Source organism: Diplocloster modestus (genome assembly GCF_019042245.1).
GTDB classification, from domain to species: domain Bacteria; phylum Bacillota; class Clostridia; order Lachnospirales; family Lachnospiraceae; genus Diplocloster; species Diplocloster modestus.
Genome location: NZ_JAHQCX010000018.1, coordinates 67,929 through 91,641 on the forward strand (window position 1 = coordinate 67,929; position 23,713 = coordinate 91,641).

General features: G+C 51.1%; 20 protein-coding genes. 11 read left to right on the top strand and 9 right to left on the bottom strand.

Annotated features, from left to right (window positions below; translation table 11 throughout):
* Window positions 1-14 precede the first annotated feature (14 nt).
* Entirely contained in the window at window positions 15-884 is an 870-nt protein-coding gene (locus KTH90_RS20280) for a sugar phosphate isomerase/epimerase family protein (protein WP_158351304.1), read from the bottom strand.
* Window positions 885-940: 56 nt separating this feature from the next.
* Complete coding sequence (locus KTH90_RS20285) at window positions 941-1,822, bottom strand: AraC family transcriptional regulator (protein ID WP_238727374.1); 882 nt, start codon at window positions 1,820-1,822, stop codon at window positions 941-943.
* 202 nt (window positions 1,823-2,024) lie between these two features.
* Here KTH90_RS20285 and KTH90_RS20290 point away from each other — a divergent pair, with 202 nt between their 5' ends.
* From KTH90_RS20290 to KTH90_RS20325, 8 genes are all read left to right on the top strand, one after another.
* The gene (locus tag KTH90_RS20290) at window positions 2,025-2,864 is read left to right on the top strand and encodes a sugar phosphate isomerase/epimerase family protein (RefSeq protein WP_238727375.1); all 840 of its coding nucleotides are present in this window, start codon (window positions 2,025-2,027) and stop codon (window positions 2,862-2,864) included.
* 6 nt (window positions 2,865-2,870) lie between these two features.
* Window positions 2,871-3,887: a Gfo/Idh/MocA family protein gene (locus tag KTH90_RS20295; RefSeq protein ID WP_158351307.1), complete on the top strand. Its 1,017-nt coding sequence runs from the start codon at window positions 2,871-2,873 to the stop codon at window positions 3,885-3,887.
* Window positions 3,884-4,906, top strand: a complete 1,023-nt coding sequence (locus KTH90_RS20300) for a Gfo/Idh/MocA family protein (RefSeq protein WP_238727376.1) — start codon at window positions 3,884-3,886, stop codon at window positions 4,904-4,906. The genes KTH90_RS20295 and KTH90_RS20300 overlap by 4 nt, the downstream gene beginning before the upstream one ends.
* Window positions 4,907-5,215: 309 nt before the next feature.
* Window positions 5,216-5,923, top strand: a complete 708-nt coding sequence (locus tag KTH90_RS20305; RefSeq protein WP_158351309.1) for a PIG-L deacetylase family protein — start codon at window positions 5,216-5,218, stop codon at window positions 5,921-5,923.
* Window positions 5,924-5,967: 44 nt separating this feature from the next.
* A complete protein-coding gene (locus KTH90_RS20310) occupies window positions 5,968-6,924 on the top strand; it encodes a 6-phosphogluconolactonase (RefSeq protein WP_238727377.1) in 957 nt (318 codons plus the stop codon).
* Window positions 6,925-7,013: 89 nt separating this feature from the next.
* Window positions 7,014-8,066, top strand: coding sequence for a Gfo/Idh/MocA family protein (locus KTH90_RS20315; RefSeq protein ID WP_158351310.1), 1,053 nt, complete (start codon window positions 7,014-7,016; stop codon window positions 8,064-8,066).
* Window positions 8,067-8,121: 55 nt separating this feature from the next.
* Window positions 8,122-9,156, top strand: coding sequence for an aldose 1-epimerase (locus KTH90_RS20320; protein ID WP_238727378.1), 1,035 nt, complete (start codon window positions 8,122-8,124; stop codon window positions 9,154-9,156).
* Window positions 9,157-9,224: 68 nt separating this feature from the next.
* The gene (locus tag KTH90_RS20325; protein WP_158351312.1) at window positions 9,225-9,722 is read left to right on the top strand and encodes a heme-binding protein; all 498 of its coding nucleotides are present in this window, start codon (window positions 9,225-9,227) and stop codon (window positions 9,720-9,722) included.
* A gap of 244 nt (window positions 9,723-9,966) precedes the next feature.
* Here the strand turns inward: KTH90_RS20325 and KTH90_RS20330 are convergent, their stop codons facing one another.
* From KTH90_RS20330 to KTH90_RS20355, 6 genes are all read right to left on the bottom strand, one after another.
* Window positions 9,967-12,030, bottom strand: a complete 2,064-nt coding sequence (locus KTH90_RS20330) for a glycosyl hydrolase family 28 protein (RefSeq protein WP_238727379.1) — start codon at window positions 12,028-12,030, stop codon at window positions 9,967-9,969.
* Between the two features lie 89 nt (window positions 12,031-12,119).
* Window positions 12,120-13,007 carry a glycoside hydrolase family 43 protein gene (locus KTH90_RS20335; RefSeq protein WP_158351314.1) on the bottom strand — a complete coding sequence of 296 codons (888 nt, stop codon included), beginning with the start codon at window positions 13,005-13,007 and terminating at the stop codon, window positions 12,120-12,122.
* A 67-nt stretch (window positions 13,008-13,074) separates the two neighbouring features.
* Window positions 13,075-14,565 carry a glycoside hydrolase family 28 protein gene (locus KTH90_RS20340; RefSeq protein WP_238727380.1) on the bottom strand — a complete coding sequence of 497 codons (1,491 nt, stop codon included), beginning with the start codon at window positions 14,563-14,565 and terminating at the stop codon, window positions 13,075-13,077.
* A 3-nt stretch (window positions 14,566-14,568) separates the two neighbouring features.
* A complete protein-coding gene (locus KTH90_RS20345; RefSeq protein WP_158351316.1) occupies window positions 14,569-15,387 on the bottom strand; it encodes a carbohydrate ABC transporter permease in 819 nt (272 codons plus the stop codon).
* Window positions 15,387-16,262: a carbohydrate ABC transporter permease gene (locus KTH90_RS20350; protein WP_238727381.1), complete on the bottom strand. Its 876-nt coding sequence runs from the start codon at window positions 16,260-16,262 to the stop codon at window positions 15,387-15,389. Before KTH90_RS20350 ends, KTH90_RS20345 begins: the two co-directional genes overlap by 1 nt.
* A 129-nt stretch (window positions 16,263-16,391) precedes the next feature.
* Complete coding sequence (locus KTH90_RS20355; protein ID WP_238727382.1) at window positions 16,392-17,786, bottom strand: ABC transporter substrate-binding protein; 1,395 nt, start codon at window positions 17,784-17,786, stop codon at window positions 16,392-16,394.
* A 279-nt stretch (window positions 17,787-18,065) separates the two neighbouring features.
* Between KTH90_RS20355 and KTH90_RS20360 the strand changes: the two genes are divergently transcribed.
* Window positions 18,066-19,874 carry a cache domain-containing sensor histidine kinase gene (locus KTH90_RS20360; RefSeq protein WP_238727383.1) on the top strand — a complete coding sequence of 603 codons (1,809 nt, stop codon included), beginning with the start codon at window positions 18,066-18,068 and terminating at the stop codon, window positions 19,872-19,874.
* The gene (locus KTH90_RS20365; RefSeq protein WP_238727384.1) at window positions 19,871-21,472 is read left to right on the top strand and encodes a helix-turn-helix domain-containing protein; all 1,602 of its coding nucleotides are present in this window, start codon (window positions 19,871-19,873) and stop codon (window positions 21,470-21,472) included. The genes KTH90_RS20360 and KTH90_RS20365 overlap by 4 nt, the downstream gene beginning before the upstream one ends.
* A 196-nt stretch (window positions 21,473-21,668) precedes the next feature.
* Here the strand turns inward: KTH90_RS20365 and KTH90_RS20370 are convergent, their stop codons facing one another.
* Entirely contained in the window at window positions 21,669-21,902 is a 234-nt protein-coding gene (locus KTH90_RS20370; RefSeq protein WP_238727385.1) for a hypothetical protein, read from the bottom strand.
* A 240-nt stretch (window positions 21,903-22,142) separates the two neighbouring features.
* On the opposite strand from KTH90_RS20370, the gene KTH90_RS20375 reads away from it, so the two are divergent.
* Window positions 22,143-23,558 carry a cation:dicarboxylate symporter family transporter gene (locus tag KTH90_RS20375; RefSeq protein ID WP_238727386.1) on the top strand — a complete coding sequence of 472 codons (1,416 nt, stop codon included), beginning with the start codon at window positions 22,143-22,145 and terminating at the stop codon, window positions 23,556-23,558.
* Window positions 23,559-23,713: the final 155 nt, after the last annotated feature.

The following is a 23,713-nucleotide window of genomic DNA, read 5'->3' on the forward strand; positions in this document are numbered from 1 at the left end:
CGCACCTCCATTTTCTAAACGTTTTGATTTATTGATTTAAGCAGTTCTTTAACCAGCAGGACGCAGCCCCGGATCTCTTCAAAGCAGTTGTTCAGGGTTTCCCGTTCGATCGTCAGATAACCGCTGTAGGAGATATCGCGCAGGGCCTGGAGCCATCGGGGAAGGTTGACGCCGCCTTCTCCCAATGGTGTCTCGAGAAAATAATCACTGAGACGCATATCCCCGATGCCGCCCTCAGCAAAGTAACGGTAGATGACGGCCGGATCGGTTTGTTTTAACATTTTCCCGTCTTTGACATGGGTGTGTACGATACGGTCTTTTAAAATACGGACGCCCTCTATGGGGTCATCACCAGTCACCATGACCAAGTTCGCCGGATCGTAGTTGACTCCGATATAGGGACAGTCCAGCCCGGTCAGAAAGCTGTTCAGCACACAGATGGTCTCCGGGCCCGTTTCGATAGCCAGGCAGACCCCATAGGACTCGCAAAGTTCGTTCATTCTTCGGCAGGCATCCGCCAGGACACGGCGGACTGGATCGGCGGGATCTGATGGGATCACCCCCAGATGCGTGGTTATCGTGCGGCAGCCCAGCTCACCGGCCCATTTTATAATGCGACCGGTTTTGGCGATCCGCTCCGGGTTATCCCGGGGGATGGCGAAGCCGTGGCCGCCCAGGTCAGCGCAGACGGCACTGATATCGAGGCCGGTTTTTTGCAGGGCTTTTTCAAACTCCCGGCGCCGGGATGGAATGAGGCGGTCACAGTCCAGAGGGCCGGTGCCGCCATAGAATTGGACGGCATCGGCACCGGTGCCGCGCGCCAGGGACAGGGCGGCGAACGGATCGGTTTGGAAGGCTTCCAGCATAACTCCTATTTGATTCATAACATTCTCCTTCTTTGTATGCCGCCAGCGCAAGGCGGATTTTAAGTGCTGTCTTTTTAGCGCCGCAGGGAAAGCGCGTATTCCGTAGGGGTCATCTGGGTCTCTTCCTTGAAGCGCCTGGAGAAATAATAGATATTATCATACCCTGTTAACTCCGCGATCTGTGTAAAATTGTAATTACTCTCCCGGATCAGCCGTTTCGCCTCATTGATCCGGGTCTTCGTCAGGTAGGCCATAACAGAGGAGCCTGTCTGATCCTTATAGGTGCGTTTCAGCTGGGAGACGCTGATGTTCACCTGGGCCGCCAGGATTTCCAATGTGAGTTTCCCGGCATAGTGGTCTCTTATGTAGGACTGCACCCGCTGCACGATGATCGCGTGGTTCTGCAGGGCATTGGAGCCGATCCGTCTTTCCCGGATGCCGATTCCATCCTGCCGGCGGTATATCAGGATGAAGAGCTGTTCCAGACTGGTTTTCAGAAGCTGATCGCTTCCAAAGGGCGCGTTGGGATTTTTCTGCATATTGATCCCCGGCGCTGACTTTTCAAAAAATTCATAAGCGGATTCCGATTCCGTAACGACCCGGAGAAGGCACTCCTTTTCGAACTGATTCAGCAAAAGAATTTTATTGCGGAAATATTCCATACACGGACTGTCGCAGCAGAAGGACACGACAATAATGTTGGCCGTGGAGTTCCGTATTGTCTGCAGGTCATGGTATTCCCCCGGACAATGAAACGCCATCTCTCCCGTTTTTAACAGATAACGCCGTCTGTCGGCCGTAATAATGAGTTCCCCCTTGTCCACATAGACAAATTCCCAGAAATCATGGCTCTCCCCTTCGAATATATAATTTTTAGGCAGGACGTAATACGATATATTGACAATGTCCGTGATAAATACAACGGTCTCTAATTTTAATTTATAGTATTGTTGCATATTTATCCTCACTTTTTCAAAAGATGCTCCGATTATATAAATTTGCGGACGTTTATTGTAAAGTGTAATTCTTAAAAAGCGTTTATAATTAGAGTTATCAAAAGTATATACTTTTCGGCCAATCATGTAAATAGTGTTCACACAGTCAATCATGTAAACCTGTATTCAGACGGAATACAAAAAGAAAAGAAGGTGGATTATTTTGAAAAAAGCAATCAGCATCTGGTCATTTACCGGCCAGCCTCTGAGGAAATGTATGGAGCTGGCCAAAGACGCAGGATTTGACGGAATCGAGCTGGCTATGGATGGCACGGGGGAATTGACACCGGATATCACAGACGCGGCATTGAAACGGATTTTAAAAGATTCCCGGGAGACAGGCATCCGGATTCACAGCATCGCCAGCGGTCTGTACTGGGATTATTCCTTCACGTCGGATGAGGAAACCCAGAGGGAACGGGCCGTGGAACTGGCCCTGCGGCAAATCCGGATTGCCAAAACGCTGGAAGCGGATTCGGTATTGATCGTGCCGGGCGCCGTAGGTGTTGATTTTTTACCCGGCCGGGCCGTGGTGCCTTATGACATTGCCTATGAAAGAGCGCTTCTGGCGTTGCGGAGGCTGGCGCCCGCAGCGGTGGAGGCACAGATCCAGGTCGGTATCGAGAATGTGTGGAATAAGTTCCTGGTGTCCCCGTTGGAAATGCGTGACTTTATCGATCAAGTGGACTGCCCGTACATAGGCTCCTACTTCGATGTGGGAAATGTGGTATATAACGGATATCCGGAGCAGTGGATCCGGATTCTGGGCAAACGCATCAAGAAGGTTCATTTTAAAGATTACAGAAGAGCGGCGGGAGGACTGCACGGGTTCGTGGATCTGCTGGCCGGTGATGTGGACTGGCCGGAAGTGATGCAGGCCTTCCGGGATATCGGATATGAAGGCTATTGTACCGCGGAAATACTGCCGCCCTACGCCTGCTGGCCCGAACAGATTCTCTATAACACGGCGGCCTCTATGGACCGCATCTTTGGAAAGGAGTAAATTCTTATGCTGAAAATCGGATTAATCGGCGCCGGATATATGGGCGGGATGCACACTGCCTGCTATCAGGCCCTGATGGAAGAGGATGTAAAAGTTACCGCGGTGGCGGACCTGCGGCCGGAGTATGCCAAAGCTGCCGCTGAGAAATTTTCCGCGCAGACCTATGGGGAGGGAATGGACCTGATCGAACAGGCGGATGTGGATGTGATCGATATCTGCCTGCCCACCTACCTTCATACGAAATATGCCGTTGCGGCCATGAAAAAGGGCCGGGCCGTATTTATAGAAAAACCGGTTTGTCTGCGCCCGGATGAGATGGATCTTCTGCTGGCCACTCAGCAGGAAACCGCCGTCCCTGTCATGGTAGGACAGTGTATCCGGCTGTGGAGCGAGTATGCCTGGCTGAAAGAGGCCATGGAAAACCAGACCTATGGAGCGTTCCGATCCGGTGTCTTCAAACGGATCAGCCCGCTTCCCGGATGGGCATGGGAGAACTGGCTTCACCGCCCCGAGTGCTCCGGCACCGTAGCCCTGGATATGCATGTGCATGACGTGGATTATGTGCGGTATCTGCTGGGTGATCCCCTGGAAGTAACCGCCCGTGCGGCCAGGGATTCGCAAGGTGTCATCCAGCAGATCTTCGCCACTTACGGATATGAAAACGCTGCCGTCACTGTGGAGGCCTGCTGGGATTACCCGGATGCGTTCCCATTTACCATGGAATACCGGGTTAAATTCGACGAGGCCACCGTTGTATTCGATTCCTCCGCCACTCCCTCCCTGGCCGTCTATCCTAAGACCGGCGGGCGGATCATCCCTGAGCTTGACAAAGAGTTTGAGAGTGAAAATGATATCGGTGGAAATATTTCTTCTCTGGGGGGTTACTATAACGAGCTCCGGTATTTTACGCAGGGTGTTAAAAACCATACCCCTCTGACCGCAGCCACGCTGGAGGAGGCAGTCCGTTCCGTCCGGCTTGTGCTCCAGGAGATCGAACTGGCGGGGGGTATGAGACGGCCATGAGAAAAACCTATGGCGTGGCGCTGATTGGCTGCGGGCATATGGGGGAGGCTCATCTTTCTCAAATTTATTATAAAGAAAATGTGAGGCTTGAGTATGTGTGTGATCTGGACGAGCCGAAGGCCCTCAGCTTCCAGAAACGATACAGAGCCAACCATTTCTGCACGGACAGCCGGGACTGTATCTCTTCTGCCCAGGTCGATATCGTGATCATCGCTACGTATCCCAGCACCCACCTCGAGCTGGTGCAGCAGTGCATCCTTCATCAAAAGCATGTGATCTGCGAGAAACCTATCGCGCCGAATCCGGAAGAAGGCCGCCGCTTCGTCCAGCTGGTCAGGGAACATCCTGAGTGCAAGGTCCTGGTGGGCCACATATTGCGGCACAATGCCACCTACCAAAAGGTGGCCGGCATGATCCGGTCCGGCGCCATCGGCAGACCCATCGTCTTTCGGATGGTGCAGAATCATCACACCATGGACTGGGGAAAATACCTGGCAATATTGAAAGAAACTTCGCCTCTTCTGGACTGCGGAGTCCACTACGTAGATGTGACGCAGTGGTTCACGGGCGCCCGGGTGCATCGTGTGACGGCATCCGGTTCCAGAACAGAGGAAAGCGTTCCGGAGGATTCCTTTAATTATGGTTTTATGACTCTGGAACTGGACGACGGTTCCGTCGGGTACTATGAGGCCGGTTGGAGCAATACTTTTTCCTCGGATAATCTAAAAGAATTCGTCGGCCCAGAGGGAAGTATCCGGATCATCTACCGGAAAGACCGGCAGACGCATCAGGAGGAAGGCGATTTGATCGAATATTACAAATATCCGGAGAAGGAGTATGAGATGATCAACCTCCAAAGCGACCGCAAACCCACCGGTGCCCAGTTTGACCATCTGATCCGGATGATCGAGGAGGGGTGTGAGGCGAATCCAACCATCGAGGAAGTATTTGAGAGCTTTATGGTATGCTGTGATGCGCAAAAACAGGTGCTTGATAAACTGAAACAGCAGGAAAAGTAGTTCTTTCTATTATCATTTTAATAAATTATTTTTATAATACATGGTTTTTTGCTCCAATAACATTTTATATACAAAATTTTATATATAAACCATAGATTTTCGCTTGTTTTATAGATCATTTATCAAAATAACTGATAAAATCAATATTTTTTTACTTTTAAATAATAAATTTATTTTATAAAATTCGTTGACATATATCGGATGCTGATATATGATTAGCTTATAAAAACGCCGTAGTAAGCATTAAATAAAACATTTTTAAAATATTCATCAGGAAAGACCGAAAAAAACAGAAAGGAAGGGACATGAATGAATGTATTAGCAGTGGGATGCCATCCGGACGATCTGGAAATAGCCTGTTCCGGCACGCTGGTCAAATATGTGGAACAGGGCGCGGATGTGTATATGTGCCATGTGGCTAACGGGAACATGGGACATGTTCAGATTTTACCGGAACCATTACGAGAGATCAGAACAAAGGAGGCTGAGGAGGCAGGGCGGATCATCGGCGCCAAAGAAGTATTTAATCTGGATGTAGGCGATGTCCTGGTCACCCGATATGATAATGACGTGGTGGATGCCATGGCTGATGTGGTTCGTTATGTGAAGCCGGACGTGATCATCACCCATAACGACACAGATTACATGCAGGATCATATTGAAACCAACCGGCTGGCCTTTAATGGAAGCTTTATCGCCACCCTGGCACACAAGTCCGTAAAATATGCGGCTATAACTGATTTTATTCCAATCTATTACATGGATACCGTTGGCGGTGTTGATTTTTCTCCCACCCATTATGTGGATATCACGGATCAGATTGAGACAAAGTTAAAGGCCCTCTCCTGCCATGATTCCCAGATCCGATGGATGCTGGAACATGATCACATTGATTTTATCGATATGGTGAGAACCTGTTCCAAATACCGCGGATATCAGTGCGGCGTCCCTTATGCGGAGGGTTACCGTCCATGCACCGTTTATCCGAGAATGACTACGAAGCATCTGTTACCGTAAGAGATGTTCGCAAATAGATTACATATAAGGAAGGATGAATAACTATGAAAATCGACTTTAATTCTACTGTAAAGGGAAGCTTATTGGAAAATTTCTATCCCCGCGGCTGGGATATGGCCAAAATCGACGCCTGCGTAAGCCACGCTCCCGAGGAAATCAGCGAGCGCCAGCCGTTCTGGAATGAAGGCTTTCAGATCGCTTCCTGTAAAACAATTGAAGAGTTTAATGTAAAACTGGGACATGAGATCGCACTGGAAATCAAAACCGCCAAAGACAAAGGGCAGATTCTGGCTATGATTCTTCCAGTGGGGCCTATGGGTATGTATGAATGGGTCGTCTATTTTCTGAAACAGTGGAACGTATCCTGTGACCATCTCTATTGCTTTAACATGGATGAATGGGCAGATGGGGACGGTAATACCCTGGAAAGCACAAATCCTGCTTCTTTCCAGTATGCCATGGAACACGCTTTCTACAACCCGCTGGGCGAACTGACGGTTCCCGTCCCGCAGCGTAACTTTGCAACCAGGGAGAACCTTCCCACTTATCCGGATAAGATCAAAGCCTTAAAGGAGCAGGGCGCCCGTCTGATTACCGTATATGGAATCGGAAGAATGTGTCATATCGCTTTCTGGGAGCCCCATTTTGCGGACGAATTCTCTTCCGATGAAGAGTGGAGGCAGCAATGCTACCGGACAGGCGCCAGGCTGCATCCGCTTACCGTGGAGCAGAACGCGATTACCAGCTTTAAGAGCAGAACCACTCTGGTGTCCTGTACCGCCAACACGGTGGGGCCGGGATTGTTCCTTCAGTCTGACCGGATGATCGGCGGGGCGGACGGAGCTCTTTCCAGAGGGATGCAGTGGCAGGGAATGTCTCTGTGGATGACGCTGCGGTATGGTCCTGACCGCTATGTCACTTCGTCTTATGTCCCTACGGTTCCCGGGACGCTGCTTTATCTGGATGAGCTGGCCGGGCCGTTGGTGGCGGAGTGCAACTGAGATTTTAGCTTAAGGTCCGGCGGGAAGATTGAGATGTGGCAGGAGGATCACTTCCTGCCACATCTTTTATTATCAGAAAGGAGACAGAAATGAGTGGAATAGTCAGATGGGGGATTATCGGAGCGGGCGGGATTGCCAGGCGCAGGACCATTCCGGCGCTGAATTTGATCTCAAACGCCCGGGTGGCAGCAGTGATGGATAAGAATGGGGTGACACTGTCACAGCTGCGGGAGGAGTATGGAATAGAGAATTGTTACCAGGAGGAAGAGGCCCTGCTAGGGGACCCGGAAGTGGATGCGGTGTATATCGCGTCGCCGGTTAAGTTTCATCTGGAACAGGCCCGCCGGGTTCTGGACGCGGGAAAACATCTGCTGATTGAGAAGCCGGTAGCTTTGGATGCCGGGGAAGCGGAAGAACTTTTGCGCTATGCCAGCGGAAAGGAGCTTTGTACAGGCGTCGGTATGGTGATGCGCTTTCATGGCGGGCATGAGAGCATTCGAAAGATCGTCCGGGATGGCCTGCTTGGGGATATTGTTTCCTGCCGGGCCCAGCTGACCTGCTGGTTTCCGAAGATGGATGGGAACTGGCGGCAGGTGAAAGCCATTGCCGGCGGGGGAGCCTTGACGGATATGGGGATTCATTGCATCGATCTGATGAGATATCTGCTGGGGGATGAGGTGGAGAAGGTCTGCGGTATGGTAGATCATAAGACGTTTGATTATGAGGTGGAGGACAGCGTCTCCGCTGTTTTGAGGATGCGCAAAGGGGCGGATTGTTTTATCAATGCGAATTTTAATATCCCGGATGAAGCCGCCCATTGCCCGCTGGAGATCTATGGCACGAAGGGGAGTGTTCTGGCTTATGATACGATTGGGCAGGATGGGGAAGGGGATATTTTTCTCACCGTGTCTGATTCGGAGAAAGGGTACGCCAGCAGCCAGGTACGCAGCGGTACAGATGGCGGAAGGAAACTGCCGTATGAGCAGGTTAATATATATGCCCGGCAGCTGGAGGAATTCTCTGCGTGTATCTTAGAGAAGCGGCCCGCACGGACTACCCTTGCGGACGCCTGTCAGACCATGAAGGTGGTGGACGCGATCTATCGCTCATCACTGGAGGAACGTACGGTATATTTGGATTGAATCAAAGCGGCATCATTGGAGACGGTCAGGTTACGGCTGAAAGGATGGGATAGCGGTGGGAAGTAAATTTTTTGGAGTGAGAAATTATGGCTGCCGGATACGGGAGTATTCGGCGGATGGGATGCGGTGTGTCAGCCTGGAGAATAATCTGATCCGTGTGGGGATCTTGCTGGATAAGGGCGCGGATATCTTTGAATACATATACAAGCCGCAGGATGTGGATTTTATGTTCCGTTCTCCGCTGCCCTTTGCGAAGGGCGCGATCCCTACGACCGCTAATCCGGCGGGAAATTTTATGGATTTTTATGAGGGCGGGTGGCAGGTTATGTTCCCGGGGATCAGTACCGGCGGATGTGTGTGCGGCGCGGCGCTGGGTATGCACGGGGAGGCAGCCCTGCTCGCCTGGGATATGGAGGTGGTAAGGGATGAAGCTGCTGAAATATCGGTGCGTTTGGAAGTCCGGACAATGCGGTTCCCTTTCCGGCTTTCGAGAACTCTCAAACTGCGGGAAAATGATTGCACTCTGTATATTGAAGAACAGGTTGTGAACGAGGGCAGACAGGAGATTTCGTATCAGTGGGGCCAGCACCCTGCGCTGGGCGGCAGTTTTCTGGATGACTCCTGTGAAATCTGTGTGGATGGGTATCCGGCATTCCAGGCGGTTCAGGCAGATCTGGGGCCGGCCTGCTGTCTGGCCCCGGGTCAGCGGGGAATCTGGCCCGCCGCGACAGGCAGGGACAAAAAGGACGTGGATCTGAGCGCAGTACACAGCATGGACAGCCGGGAATACCGGGAGTTTGGCCTGTCTGAATTGAAAGAGGGGGCATTTGAGGTCCTAAATCACCGGCGGCAGCTGGGGTTTGGCATGAAGTGGGATAAGGAGGTATTTCCGTATATCTGGGTCTGGCAGATGTATGGCGGAGGGGCCGGTTATCCTTTTTATGGCCGGGCCTACACCCTGGCTCTGGAAATGTGGAATTCACTTCCCGGCGGCCTGGAAAACGCGGTGGCGGCAGGTACTGCGCCGAGCTTAAAGGAAGGGGAAAGTATCCGGACTTCCTATGAAGTATTTGTCCGCGATTATAAATAGTTCGAAAGCTGACTAAAGACTTAAATACTGATATAGAGAACAAAGGCTTAAAATAGGAGGAGGTTCATATGGAGGAACAATTATTGGAGCAGTGTAAGAGGGAAGAGACAGAGCTGCAGTTCCATTCTTTTTCTCATAACGACGCGCTGAAACTGGGGTTGGATCTGCTTAAAGCCAGCGAAGAATATCCGGGTATCCTGGGTATTGAGATCCGCATAAACCATGTGACGGTCTTTAAATATCTGCCGGATGGAACCGGCGCCTATCACGATATGTGGCTTCGCAGGAAAAGCAATCTGGTGGATGTAAGAGAAATGAGTACACTGCGGGCTTTCGCGGAACTTGCCGTGTTAAAGGAAGATCTGCAAAAGGACTGGCTGTTGGATCCGGCAGAGTACGCCGCCTGCGGCGGCGGATTTCCGATTCGGATACAGGATAGCAGTGTCATCGGCTCGATCTGTGTGTCCGGTTTGCCCCATCTTCAGGATCATGCGGTCCTGATTGCAGGGATCCGCAGATTCCTGGCTTCCCCTTCTGTCGCAGGAAGAGGCAGGTGCCAGGATTAATTGGAATTTGTAATACGGGGCTATAAAAAACTCGTTATATTTTAAGTAAAACAATCCCGCTAAAACCTGGATTTACCGTGGCTATGGCGGGATGTTTTTGTTCTGAGAGGGGTTTTTTTAAAGCCCCGTTTTTTTATCTTATTCCGTCCGAGTTCCCCCCATGAGACTGTCCGAAAACCAGGGCGCAGCCTTCCAGGTGTCCGTTCTGTACGGACGTACCCGATCGGGGCATACGGGATATCGGTTACTCGTAGATAATCGTCGGCGTCCAGGATGTTGAATCATAGGCGGTGTTATCTCGTTTATCCACCCGGAACGATATCACGTCATCCTGGGCTACGCTGGTAGAAATCTCTGCGGCCGCGCCCACCGTATCGTTATATGCGATCGTCCGCCATACCCCGTTGACAGGCCAGATCATCTGGTTGTTTTTCCAGATGCTGACGTTCACGCCGTCTCCCCCCTCCGAAGCATATTTCCTGACCGTTCCGCTGACCGATATGGTGCCGCTTCTGGGCGCCTTCCAGTCCAGCAGGATCTGTGTCTCATCGGGATGCAGCAGCAGCTGATCCTGTTCCACCCAGATGGCATCCCATTGTTTCGGTCCCCGCCAATGATTGGAACCATCCGGATTCCAGGCCATATCCTGTGTGCCGATACCGGCCTGCCAGGTCCGGTAATACCAGCCGTTTTCTCCCTGTATCCCGGATAGCTGCTCCGCCGCCTGATAGCGGTTTGAAGGGGCTGTAATAGGGCCGTTTGCGGTGATACCCTCCGGATTCAGATCTGATATCAGGCGGATATTTTTCCCAAAGGAATTCACGGAAAAAATATCTGTATTAAAATCCGATAATTGCGTATCGTTGATCCTGATATTCTCAAACCGGATATCCGATATCTGATGCTCTGAATCGCGGCCGGATATCCGGATCTGATTGGAACCGTCAGAATTGGATGTAATATTGCGGTACGTGATGTTCTGTATGGAACCGGGCCACTGCCAGTTCCCCGCCAGGCTTCCGAACCAGAAGCTGTCCTCCATTGTGATATTGATCAGTCTTTTTGCCTTTTCCACCCGGATATCCTCAAATGTTACATTCCGGATCTGTGTGGCATTCAGCGCGCAGATATTGATGGCCGAGCGCTCTGTGAGCTGATCCGGATAATTCAGGTCGTCATAATTCCTGAGGATGTCGATATTCTGAAACCGAATTTGATCAAAACAGCTGGCCTGGGTTTCGGCTCCGATGCCGATCGCATTGTTGGCGTCACTCCACAGTTGGGAATTCTGATAGGTAATATTACTGGTAGGAAGAGCCAGGGACGGATCTTCTGCAGGATTATAGCCGCTGTTACCTGTCCCTTTGATCGCTACGCTGTCGTCACAGGAGTGAATAAAGCTGCCGTCAAACAGCACATCCTGGCAGTTGGCCACATTAAATCCGTCGGAGGATGCATATCTGGCATTGATGGCTTTGTAGTTTTTTACGGTTACGTTCCTGCATTTCCACATAAAGGAAATCCAGGAATTCATATCACGGATGACGGTAATATCCCTGACCGTCACGTCAGTTGAATTTTTCAGCGCAATCGCTACCCCGTCATAGCTGTCCTGGGCTGCGTAATCGTTCAGCAGGATTCCGGGGCCGCAGATGGTGACGTGGTCCGCGTTCTGAACCAGAACCCGCCCCCGCAATACGGCACCGCCTTCGAGATAGAGTGTCTGGCCGGATGTAAGCATTAACGGCGGCTGGCCGGACAGATCATAATATCCCGGACTGTAGTGAATCACACTGCTGCTCTGAATATCTGGTATATCCGTCAGCGGTTCACGGATAAACAGATGCAGGACTCTGCCGTTATAGTTTCCGTCGGGCAAAAAAGTGATATCCGTTCCGGGCTGTGCGGTAAATGTTACTTTATTTCCCACCCGCTGCCCGCTCAATCCCAGTGAACCCGGCAGTAACGCATAATCCGCAAATGAAAAATTAATGTTTATCTGTATTTCAACAGGGCCGGAACTCTCAAATGTCCCGTAGGATACGGGATTCCCCCATGCGTTGTCCCCCGATACGCAGACCGGGACGCTCTGCTTGCCCGCCTGTACCTGGAAATCAGCAGAACTGTATTTCTCCGGCATGGCAGCCGGTTTTTCAAATATATTAAGCATCTGCCCATTTGCGGTATTTGATCCATTAACCTGCTGTGTACATACTGCAGTCTCATTCCCCCAAGCTGTACCGGCAGTCGTCAGACTTAAAATACTGCAGACAACAGCAGCCAGCACTGTTTTTTTCACATTTTTCATTTTTACCTCCAACGGCGCACCCCATGCGCCGTAAATACTTCAGAAATAAGGTTTACGGTAACCCTGCATCCTTCCCGGCTCTATCTGACCTATCCTAATTTGAGATCCTGTTCCAACACCTGGACCGGAATGAAACGGGCTCGTTCAAAGGGCGTCTTGTTTGGCTGATGGACCGCCAGCATCATCCTGCCATCCAGCGTGTAGAATACCATTCCATGGCCTCCGTCCGCGGCAAAAAACGGCTTAGGGGCATGGCGCCATGGCCCTGTGATTTTACCACTGCTGCTATATGCCGTCCCTATTGAATAACCCGTTACGGAATAACTGGACCACAGCAGCAGCAGCCCCCCGTCTTTCTGGCGCATAATATAAGGCCCGTCCGTCACATAATTCTCTCCCCCGCCTTGTATTACATCCCCTGTGTCATTCATACTCCACCCGGACCGGGAGGCCCGGAACATCACAGCAGGCAGGGAACAGCCCGACTTCAGATCCTCCGTCAGTCTCATACAGCACATGGCCCCGTCATGGATCTGAGTCCACTCATGAGAAAATATCAGCCAGGGAGAATCCGTATCATCCAGATACAGCGTTCCGTCCAGGCACTCCCACCCGGCGGGCGTGACGGGTTCCCGGGAAAGCGGGAGAAAAGGCCCTAAGGGGCTCTGGCTCCACAGAATATGCACTGCCCTTCTGTGCTCTGCCGATTTAAAACTGGCCGGCATATAATAGGCTCCACGGTATCGGTGGACCTCCGGCGCCCAAAAATTCCGGTCCGCCCAAAAGTCTGCGGGCGGGCTGAAAACCGGATAAGGGCCTTCCCATATTTTCAGATCAGAGCTTTTGTAAGCCTGAAATCCCTGTGCATGCACGCCCCAGGGATCTTTGTCCGTTGTTCCGTAGAGGTAATAGCATCCTTCCTCCGGGACTGTCAGGACAAATGGATCCCGAATCTGTATGTCATTTATAGACAGCATATCTTCTATCCTTTCCGCCACAAAATTCCAATATGTCCGGTACCTATTCATCTGATACCGCTTTGTCTCAAACTTCTTTGCCTGACGCCTCATTTCCAGATACAATAACATTCTTCACATAGGGATTCTGGTCGATCCACAATGGTTCCCCACCGTTATCGATCTGTTCCAGATAGATATTTTCCACCTCATGCCCTTCATCATATCCCCATATACGGATGGGCGTATTCTCCGGTATCCGGATATTCCGGAAACGGATGTCACGGATATGGCCCGCCCGGGTGTCCGTCGACCACCGGTCACGGTACAGCATACAATTGATCGCGCAGGCGCTTTCCTGCAGGATACGGATGTTTTCAAAGAGGATATCCGACACTGTACCGCTGTCACACAGGGTGATGCACAACGCGCCCATCTCATATGCCCAGTCTGCCAGCCCGTGCAGCACCAGGCAGTCCCGGAAGATCACATCGCAGATGTCGCTTTTGGACTCCCCGGCGATTCCGATCCCCCGCACTTTATCGTCCCAGACAGTGCAGTTCTCCACCAGAATTTTCTCGCCGCCGCATACCGGAGGGGCCTCCATGGATTTGATGCATATGGCATCGTCCCCGGTTCTTATATAACAGCCGTCCACATGGACGTTCCGGCAATTCACGAGGTCGATGCCGTCGCTGTTCTGACGGTATCCGAGCATTACCAGATTTCGCACTTTGACATTTTCGCATCGGAACAGGGCTGTGGTCCAGTGTGCGGCGCCAATCAGGACCGGTCCGTCCAGGACCACATTTTCACAACCCGTGAGCCGGATCGTCCTGCGGGCGTGCCAGCTAAGGCCGGACAAATCTATGATCCCGTAACCGATTATCTTTATATTCGATCTGTTATCTGCGCGGATAAAGTCGGCGTAATTGGGTATTCCGGCCCAGTCCTTCTCGGTCTTTGGCATTTCATCTTCCGCGGGCTGAACAGCACGCAGCACAGCCCCGGGTTCCAGATACAGGGTTTCATTGTCCTTCAATTCCACAGACTCCACTTCATGGATTCCCGCTTTATAAATCCGTATGCGCTGCTCCTTTGCAGCAGATTCACCATCGCCGCACCGCTTTCCGATACCATACTTTTCACAATCCACCGGCGATCGTATGATAATGGTCAGCGGCGCATAGATCCTATCGTTGATCTCCACGGTCAGATATCCGGGCCCGGTAACCGTCCCCCGTATCTCATTTCCCTGCAGCTGAAATGGGAAATCCCCATTCAGCGTGTGAATCCTGGCACGAAAGACCTCTCTTAGGCTGCATACTTTTATATTCAGGGCTGCGGTCCCCTGCTCCAGCAGGATCTGGCAGAAACTGTGCGGCCCCCCATGCGTCACCGGCACCGAGCAGACCGGAATCTCCATTTTCCCGGCGTACATTCGCCATTCCCCGGACAGCGCCAGGTTATCCGGATAGGCGCCGGTGGGATCCGCCCCGTGTCTCATATATTCCAGCGGCTCGCCAGGTTTTCGGAGTCTTTCCGAAACCGGCGGCGTCAATTCCTCAGCTATCATCATTGCTTACCCCTTTACTGCTCCGGAAGTCATCCCGGACATAATCTGTTTCTGTGCCATAAAGTATACGATAATCACCGGCAGGGATACCGCGATGACATTCGCGAATACCAGGTTCCAGTCCGAACTGTGTACCCCGAAGAAATTATAGATCGTCAGCGTTAAGGTAAAGTTCCTGGAACTGTTCAGAAAATAAATGGTCGTGCCAAAATCATTCCATATCCCCATAAAAGTAATAATAAAGAGCGTGACTGTAATCGGTTTGAGCAGCGGGAATATAATGTGGAAAAACAGCTGAAGCCCGTTGCACCCGTCCAGCATCGCCGACTCATCCAGCTCTCTTGGTATACTCTTAAAATACCCGGTATACAGGAAAACTCCCATGGAAAGATTGGATGCAATCAGCACAAGTCCCGCGGCCAGAAACGTCCGCACATGAATATAATAACAGATAAAATAGGTAGGAATGATCTGTCCCGGAATAAATAATCCCATCAGTATCAGCATCAGCAGCCTTTTCGACGCTTTCGTCACCCTGCGCTGCAGTACAAATGCTGCCAGTGAGCTCACAAGGATAATAACCAGGACGCTGGGAACGGTCAGCAGCACACTGTTCCGAAACGCGAGTCCAAGCCCCCCCTCCCTGAACATTTCCGTATAATTTTCCACGATATGCCACTGATCCGGCAGGGACAGATTCACCAGCGCGGCCTCTTCCTTGCTCTTAAAGGAATTGATCAGGATCATATAAAACGGCACCAGCATAAACACGCTGCAGATCAATGCGAAGATCTCCGCCAACATTCCGGATACTTTCTTTGCCATTACATCTCTACCTCCTTACCGGTGAGGAACCGGTATACGGGAAGGACCACCAGCAGGATCACCACGCACAGTATGATACTGGCGGCACAGCCCTCCCCATAACGGCCGCTGCCGAATGATTTGTATACCAGCGTGCCGAACACTTCCGTGGCTGTTCCCGGGCCTCCGCCCGTCACGGTCTGCACCACGTCGAAGGCCTTCAGCCCGCCGATCAGATTGACTACCAGCGCATTGGTGAATGCAGGCATGATCAGCGGGAATGTCACATACCGGAATTTCTGCCAGCCGGTAGCCCCATCGATTCTGGCAGCCTCGTAGTAATGTTCCGGGATGGACTGCAGGCCTGCCAGCAGGATCACCATGGTAAATCCGGTCCATTTCCACACTTCCACAAAGGCTACGGAAAATATCGCCAGCTTTGGGTCCGTCAGCCAGTTTTGGGCCAGCATCGGCAGTCCCATTGCCCGCAGCGCCACATTGATGATGCCGTTGGCCGGGTGCATCATGGCGGTAAAGATCAGTCCGACTGCCACACTGCTTAAGACCGCCGGTAAAAAAAATACGGTTCTCATAAAATTCGTTGTTTTCAGTTTATTGTTCAAAAGTACAGCCAGCAAAAGGCCCAGTGTCACCTTCAGAATTGTGGTGACAAATGCAAAGATAAAAGAATTTTTGATCGCGATGTTCATACCGCTGTCGGTCAGCACATTTTTATAATTTCCAATACCGGCAAAAGTGGCGGCTTGGAAGTCCACGTTGCGGATATTCAGAAAGGAAAATCCCACGCCCATCACAGCAGGCAGCAGAAAGAATATGCCGAAAATAGCCAGACACGGTAACAGCATCCAATAGGAATAGATACTTTTTTGTTTCAATAGCAAGAGCCCCTTTCCAGCCCCGGCGGATTGGCTGTTTCAGCACGGAAGGTCCCTCTTTCCTGCCGGTCAGAAGGACCTTCTCTGTTAACTCATCCCGTTCCGGGTATTCATAATCTGATCCGCACCCTACTTATTCCAGTTTGCGTCACCGGCCGCAATGGCATTTTTCGCGGTTTCGTCGTCCATGGCTTTCAGCAGATCATCCACCGTCTTAGAGCCTACATAATAATCTTGTACCATGGCTCCGAAATCACCGTAGCCATAATTATTACCGGCCCCCTGCCACAGCGCAATGGATTTGCCGTTCTGCATCAAGTCTACCAGATCCTGCAGGGCAGGCGTCAGCGTACAGGTCACATTTTTGTTCAGATATACACCGGCAACGCCGTCAGCATAGATCTGCTGCGCTTTCGAGGAGCTGATGAAATCAATGGCCTTCTTAGCCGCCTCCACATCCTTGCAGCTGGTGGTGACACCGAGGGCTCCCGGAAGTGACAGGCAGGTGTAATTCTGGCTGTCCTCATAGAGGGGCAGGGCAAATCCGCCGATATGGTCCATTGCGTCGGGATATTTGTTGGCGATCTCATCCAGCACATTGGAAGGATTGATATACATAGCCGTGTCCCCATTTGCCAGTGCCGTCTGCGCCATATCATAGGTATCGGACAGGTAGGTTTCCTGTACATAGCCTTTATCCAGCATTTCCTTAGATTTCTCGATGGCATCTTTAAACTGCGCGCAATCCGCATAGTGCTGTTTGTTGGTATTCATTTCATTCCAGAATTCGGTATAGCTTAATCCGCTGTCCAACACTTCTTTATTAAATCCGAAATGACTGAAGCATTGCAGTGTCCACGCATCTTTTCCAGAATAATATACGGGAATCTTCCCGGCTGCTTTGATCTTTTCACAGGCATCCAGAAATCCCTGCCAGTCTTTCGGTACCTCGGTTACGCCGGCCGCCTCAAACACATCCTTATTATAGAACACACCCAGCAGGCTCGTTGTTCCGATGGGCATTCCATACAGTTTACCGTCATAGCGGTATCCGCCCTCTTCCATGGTCGCAGAGTCATACTCCGACTCGCTGGGCAGAGATTCCATATCCACCATTTTATCCAGCGCATTGACCTGTGTATCGATCCATTTGGCACCGTAGCTCTGTATGATGTCCGGGAGGTCACCGGTGGCAAACCGTGCTTTCACCACTTCTTCCCCCTGGGAACCTCCTGCGATCTTCTGAATATCCAGTTTAAAGCCCAGTTCATCCGCATTTTCATTGATATATTTGTCCAGGGCCGCCCATCCGTCGGTATACCACTCGGTAAAGGTCAGCATCGACAGCGTCTTTACTTCTCCGCCGCTTTCCTCCTTATCCTGCGCCGGGGCTGCGGCCGGTGTACCGGCTGCGGCTTCCTCCTTTGCCGTCTGGGGCGCCTCATTCCCACTGCCTCCGCAGGCCGACAGGGAGCAGGTCATCACCGCTGCAATAAACAGACTCATCACTCGTTTTAACTTCATTCTCAAATCCTCCTTAAAAATTTAACGTTGATATTGCTTCGTTGCACTTATTATAAGTTCCCGGGCGGTTAACCGAATTGTCATTTTTTAAACTGGACTGTCCGATTTTATAAAGTATCGGTCCCGACATTGCACGCCTGACTCTTACTAATGTATAATGAGTGAAGGGGGACATGTCCATTCCGGTTTGGGACATGTCCAAACCGGAATGGACATGTCCCCCTTCACTCTATTATAGTATAAAAGTGCGCTTTACGACAGCACATGAGGGCGGAGTAAATGAAAGTGAAATCAGATGTCAAACAACAGATTCTATTATTTTTCCACAGTCTCACATGGAAGCTGCTCTGCGTCACCGTCTGCCTGTTTTTCCTTTTCGCCGGAATCGTGACCCGGGTCTGGACACAGCGGATGACCAGCCAGGCCTCCGAGACCGCTTCCCGGGATCTTTATTCCATCATGCAGGTGTCCAACAATAATTTCGGCACCGCCTTAAAGGATATCAACAGCGTTACCGCCCTGATCTCCAGCAATATGGGATTCGGGCTGAACTCCCGGATCTTTAATTATCTGATGAATGAAAATGAAGATGATCAGCTGCTGCTTCAATACCGGCGTGACGCAGAAGATTATATCTTCAGCCTTTGTAATTTTAAATCTTATTTAAACGGACTGGCTGTCAGCGACCTGAGCGGGAATACCCTGTCCTATGGGATCTTCATGAACGGAAGGGACCTGACCGCGCAGCCCTGGTTTCAGAAGCTTGTTCAATCCGACCAGGATCTGCTCTTTGTCCCGCCTCATTATTATGATCCCGCAGGCGGTTATCCCGGCGATCTGGTATTTTCCATCGCGAGAAAGATACGGCATCAGGGGCAGGTGATCGGAGTCGTGGTCGCCGACATCAAGTGTTCCCTTCTGGAGGACATGTTTAATGTGCAGAATGTGAACGGCTATTCTATGCTGATCCTGGATCCGGATACGGAAAGCGTGATTTTCCCGCCGGAGGAAGAACAGCGGGTGCTGACCGATCAGGAGCTGAAGCTTCTGACCACATCCCCTCATCGGGAGGACGGTTATTTTACCACGGAGCTGGGCGGACGGGACTGTCTGGTCATTGAACAGAACGCATCCATCACCGACTGGACCGTGATCGGCTTCGTACCTTATGAAAATATCCTGGAGGACTTTATGACCACCCGCGCCGTGGTCTTTCGCATCGCGCTGGTATGTGCGGTGATCTTCATTCTCACCGTCACCCTGTTCATCTCCATTATCACCCGGAAGCTGACCCGTCTGTCCACCGCCGTCAGCAAGATTGATTCCGGTCAGCTGGAGCTTAACATCACGATACAGACCAAAGATGAGGTGGGCCAGCTTTACCGCCAGATCACCTATATGATCCGAAGAATACGGGAGCTGATCGAAGACATCCGCAACCGGGAAAATGAGAAACGGAATCTGGAGATTAAAGCCCTTCAGGCTCAGATCAATCCTCACTTTCTGTACAATACCCTGAATACCATAAAGTTTCTGGCCGCTGTCCAGGGGGCGCAAAATATCCAGAGCGTAACGCAGGCACTCTCCGATATGCTCCATGTGAATCTAAGCCCCCAAAAATATGTCTCGGTGGCGGAGGAGACCGATTACCTGAGGCACTATCTGGAAATCCAGGAATACCGGTTCAACGGAAAATTTACCAGTTACTTTTCCGTAGACGGTGCGCTGAACGGTTACCTGATTCCCAAATTACTGCTTCAGCCCCTGGTGGAAAATGCCCTGCTCCACGGTATCGCACCGGTCACCCGGCCGGGTTATCTGCAGATCCGCATATTCCAGGATAAAGACCAGCTATACATAAGGATCAAAGATAACGGAAAAGGGATGACCCAGGAGGAACAGAACTCCCTGGCCCATGCACCGGACAGCGACACATCCCACATCGGGATCGCCAATATCCGAAGCCGGCTGGAGCTGATGTTCGGCAGCCGCCAGTCTTTTACCATAATCAGCAAGCCTGATTTGTATACCATAGTGGAGCTGTCGTTCCCCCTATTCACAGCAGAGAGTGCAGGTGATTTTCGATGAATGTGATGATCGTAGACGATGAAGTCCTGATGCGCACCACATTGAAATATATGTTAAATGCAGAAATCCCCGCTTTAACCGGAGAGCGGAAATTTGTACTGTGCGCGGAGGCCTCCAACGGAAAGGAAGCGCTGGATAAACTGACAACGGTCCGTCCGGATATCCTTCTGTCCGATATGAAGATGCCGGAAATGGACGGGCTCTTGCTTTGTGAACAGGCAAACAGGCTGATGCCCCAGGTCCCATTTATCGCGCTCAGCAATTATGATGATTACCAGTATGTCCGCGGCGCCCTGAAAGGCGGCGCGGTGGATTATCTGCTAAAACATGCCCTGACACCGCAAAGCCTTCTGTCCGCCCTGGAAAAAGCGGCAGCCGGCCTTCAGGACCGCCCGGTTCATTCCCGGCTGACGGATAATAATCTGGTGGCCCTGCGCCAGGATTTTCTAATCCACCTGCTGACTGGTTTTTATTCCGATCCGGCAGAAATCCGGGCACATTTCAATGTACTGGCCCTCCCCCTGGAGCCCATTCGCATGCTGCCTTTGTTAATGTGTATCGATGACTATCAGACCAGGGATCTGGCCAATAATAACCTGATTACCTTTTCTATCGTGAATATCGTTACTGAAATACTCACCGATCAGAAAAACGGCGCCATGTGCCATATTTCCAATGAAAAATATGCGATGGTCTTAAGCTTTGGTTCGACGCGCAGTGAGCGTGCCATCCACGATACCATTCAGAATACGATCGGACGCATTACCTTCTGCATGAAAAAATTCCTGAACCTGTCGGTAAGCTTCAGCCTGGGCGCCCTGAGTATCCAGCCCGCGGATCTGCCTGCTTCCTATCGTCAGGCGGAGGAAAATCTATGTCAGAAATTCTATTACGAACCCGGCTCTATTTTCACCCGGGAAAATGGAACCAGCGCCTCCTCTGATTTCGATTTTCTGAGCATCAGCCGGGAAAACGCGCTGACAGAAGCCGTTCTCCAACGGGAACCCCACAAGGCCCATCATCTCCTAGATGAGATCTTCTCTGATATCCGCCGGCAAAAACCTCCTCTGCCAGTCACGCAGATGGCTTTTACAGATCTGCTGGGGCTGCTGAATCAGATCTGCAAGAAGCAGGCCGTTAATTTTAAGGAAATCTATGACGATGATACGCTGTCCGGCCAATATTTGTATGACTTCCAATCCCTGTCCACGGTTCAGGAATGGATCGCCTCCCTCTTCGACCGGCTGATTGACCGATTGCAGAAAAGGGAGGTACCGGAGTTATCCCTCTATATGCGGCAGGCGCTGAACTATATCCACGAACATTTTGCGGAACCGCTGTCCCAGTCCGGGGCGGCCTCCCGGATCCATATCAGCAGCGTCTATCTGAGCAAGCTGTTCCGGCAGGAGCTTAACGTAAGCTTCCCTGATTATCTGATGCAGGTGCGCTTAAACCACGCCGCCCACCTTCTGCGCAGTGAAAATCTTCCGATCCGGGAGGTAGCGGCCAAAAGCGGTTTTAACGATTATATTTACTTTCTGAAATGCTTCAAAAAGAAAATGGGCTGTACACCTACGGAGTATCTGAAACGCCTGTAGCATTTGCCGTTTATTTCGACCATGGAACACTTATTTACCTGAATTCATACAATGTAAATAAAAAGGAATAAACCAATATGTTATTCAATGACTGCCGTTGCAGTTCAAATAAACGACGTGAATCCTATTCGTATGCCCAATATGGTGTCCAGTCCAACCCACCGTCTAACACAGACCTGCCAATGCGGGTCCTGTTTCAGGAAGGTGATGAGATTTCCTTAGACAACACGGAAATACTGCTTGCATCGGGATATTTATATCTGGTCGATTTCATCTTCTTGGCAACTCCGGAAGCAGACAGTTTTATGCAGATCACTCCCAAAATCAATAACTCGCTCCAGCTGTTATATTCATTTTTCGCACCTACCGGATCTGCATCCCGCAACGCCTCAGCCTCCGGGAGTTTCACCATACCGGTTACCGGATCCAATGCTGCGCTTTCCTTTAACCTGACTTATTCTGCTGCTGTTCGAAATATAGATATTACCGGTGCCATATCCGTTACAGCGCTTCATAAAATCAGCAGGGAAGGCTGCAGTTAAGCTATGGTTATAAATTAATTGAATCTTCAAAAAGGTATGAGAATTACCGAACAGGAAATACTGATATTGTTTCCATTTACCGCCATTATTTATTTTCTGTTATTCATTCTAACCTTTAGGAGATCATCATGGACCTTCCATTTTTGCAGCAGTTTCTGCTTATTAGCGATATAAGAACAATACTGTTTTTAGTTTTACTGGCCGCTGGTTTCTACCTGATCCATGTCCTTTATCATAAGAAACATCTGGATTTTTCGGTGGTCGTCCTGGTCGGAACGGGGCTTGGGCTGCTTCTGGGACTTGCGGTCCAGGCTGCATCCGGCTTTCCCGACAATCCGGCGGATATCCGGTTTATACGGGAGACTACCGCCTGGTATCAGCTGTTTGGTACCGGCTATATGAACCTGATCAAGGTAATTGTGGTGCCTTTGGTGATCATTTCTATCCTACAGGTCATTATTCAGCTGGAACAAGGACATCAGATGGGGAACCTGATCCGCAAGACCCTCTCCGTCACCATGATTATGGCCGCTGTATCCGCGGTCACAGGTCTGGCTCTCGGTCTGCTGTTCGGCCTCGGACGGGATTCTGTCCCTTCCGGGGCTGCGGGCGGCGGATTCTCAGACGCTGTGTCAGTCTCTGAGATTACCGATGTTCCCTCCACGCTGAAAAACCTGATTCCGGATAATATCGTATCCGCTATGGTAAATAATAATATCATCGGACTGGTTATCTTCTCCTCGATCCTGGGACTGGCCCTGTGGTGGGTAAATAAGGAGCATCCGGCTGAAGCAGCGCCTCTCTATAAGGGAGTCCGGGGACTGCACCGGACGATGATCAATATGGCCCTGCTGATCCTGGATTATATGCCCTTCGCCGTGCTGGCCCTGTTGGCGAATACCATCGCCCAGCGTGGATTGTCCGGGATCTTCGATGCCGGTAAATTTATCTTTGCCCTGTATCTGGGAACTGTCATCCAGTTTTTTATCCAGCTGGCCGCGCTGCTGCTGCACGGCCTGAACCCGGTTCCTTATATGAAAAAGTCAGCGGCACCTCTGCTGCTGGCGTTTACTTCACGCTCCAGTGTGGGGTGTCTGCCGCTGACTGTGGAGACATTGACGAAAGATCTGGGGGTGTCCGAGGCCACCGCTAACTTTGTCGCCGGATTCGGGACCACGGCCGGGATGCAGGGATGCGCGGGGTTATTTCCCGCGCTCCTGATTGTCTATGTGTGTAATATCACCGGTACTCCCATCGACCTTTCCATGCTGGTCATGGCGGTGATCGTGGTCACCATCGGTTCCCTGGGCATCGCCGGGATCCCGGGCACCGCGTCTATGGCGTCCAGTGTCAGCCTCTCCGGTGTGGGCCTGGCTTCAGCATTTTCCACCATCAGCCCCATCCTGGCTATCGATCCGATTATCGATATGCCACGTACCCTTCTGAATGTCTCCGGTTCGCTTACCAACGCGCTGATGGTGGACAAACGGCTCGGGCTGCTGGATGAGCCGGCTTATAAGAAAGGGGCCCGCAGGAAAACCTAATTGTTGTCCGATTCCTGTAGTGCCTCTTTGTCTGCGGAAAAACAAGTCGGAGCTATCATCGACGAACGGCGTTCCATCATTCCTGAAACCTACTGGACACCTCCTCAGTCCTGAAGTCGGATACCTCGTGTTCTACTTACGATAACGCCCTGCTT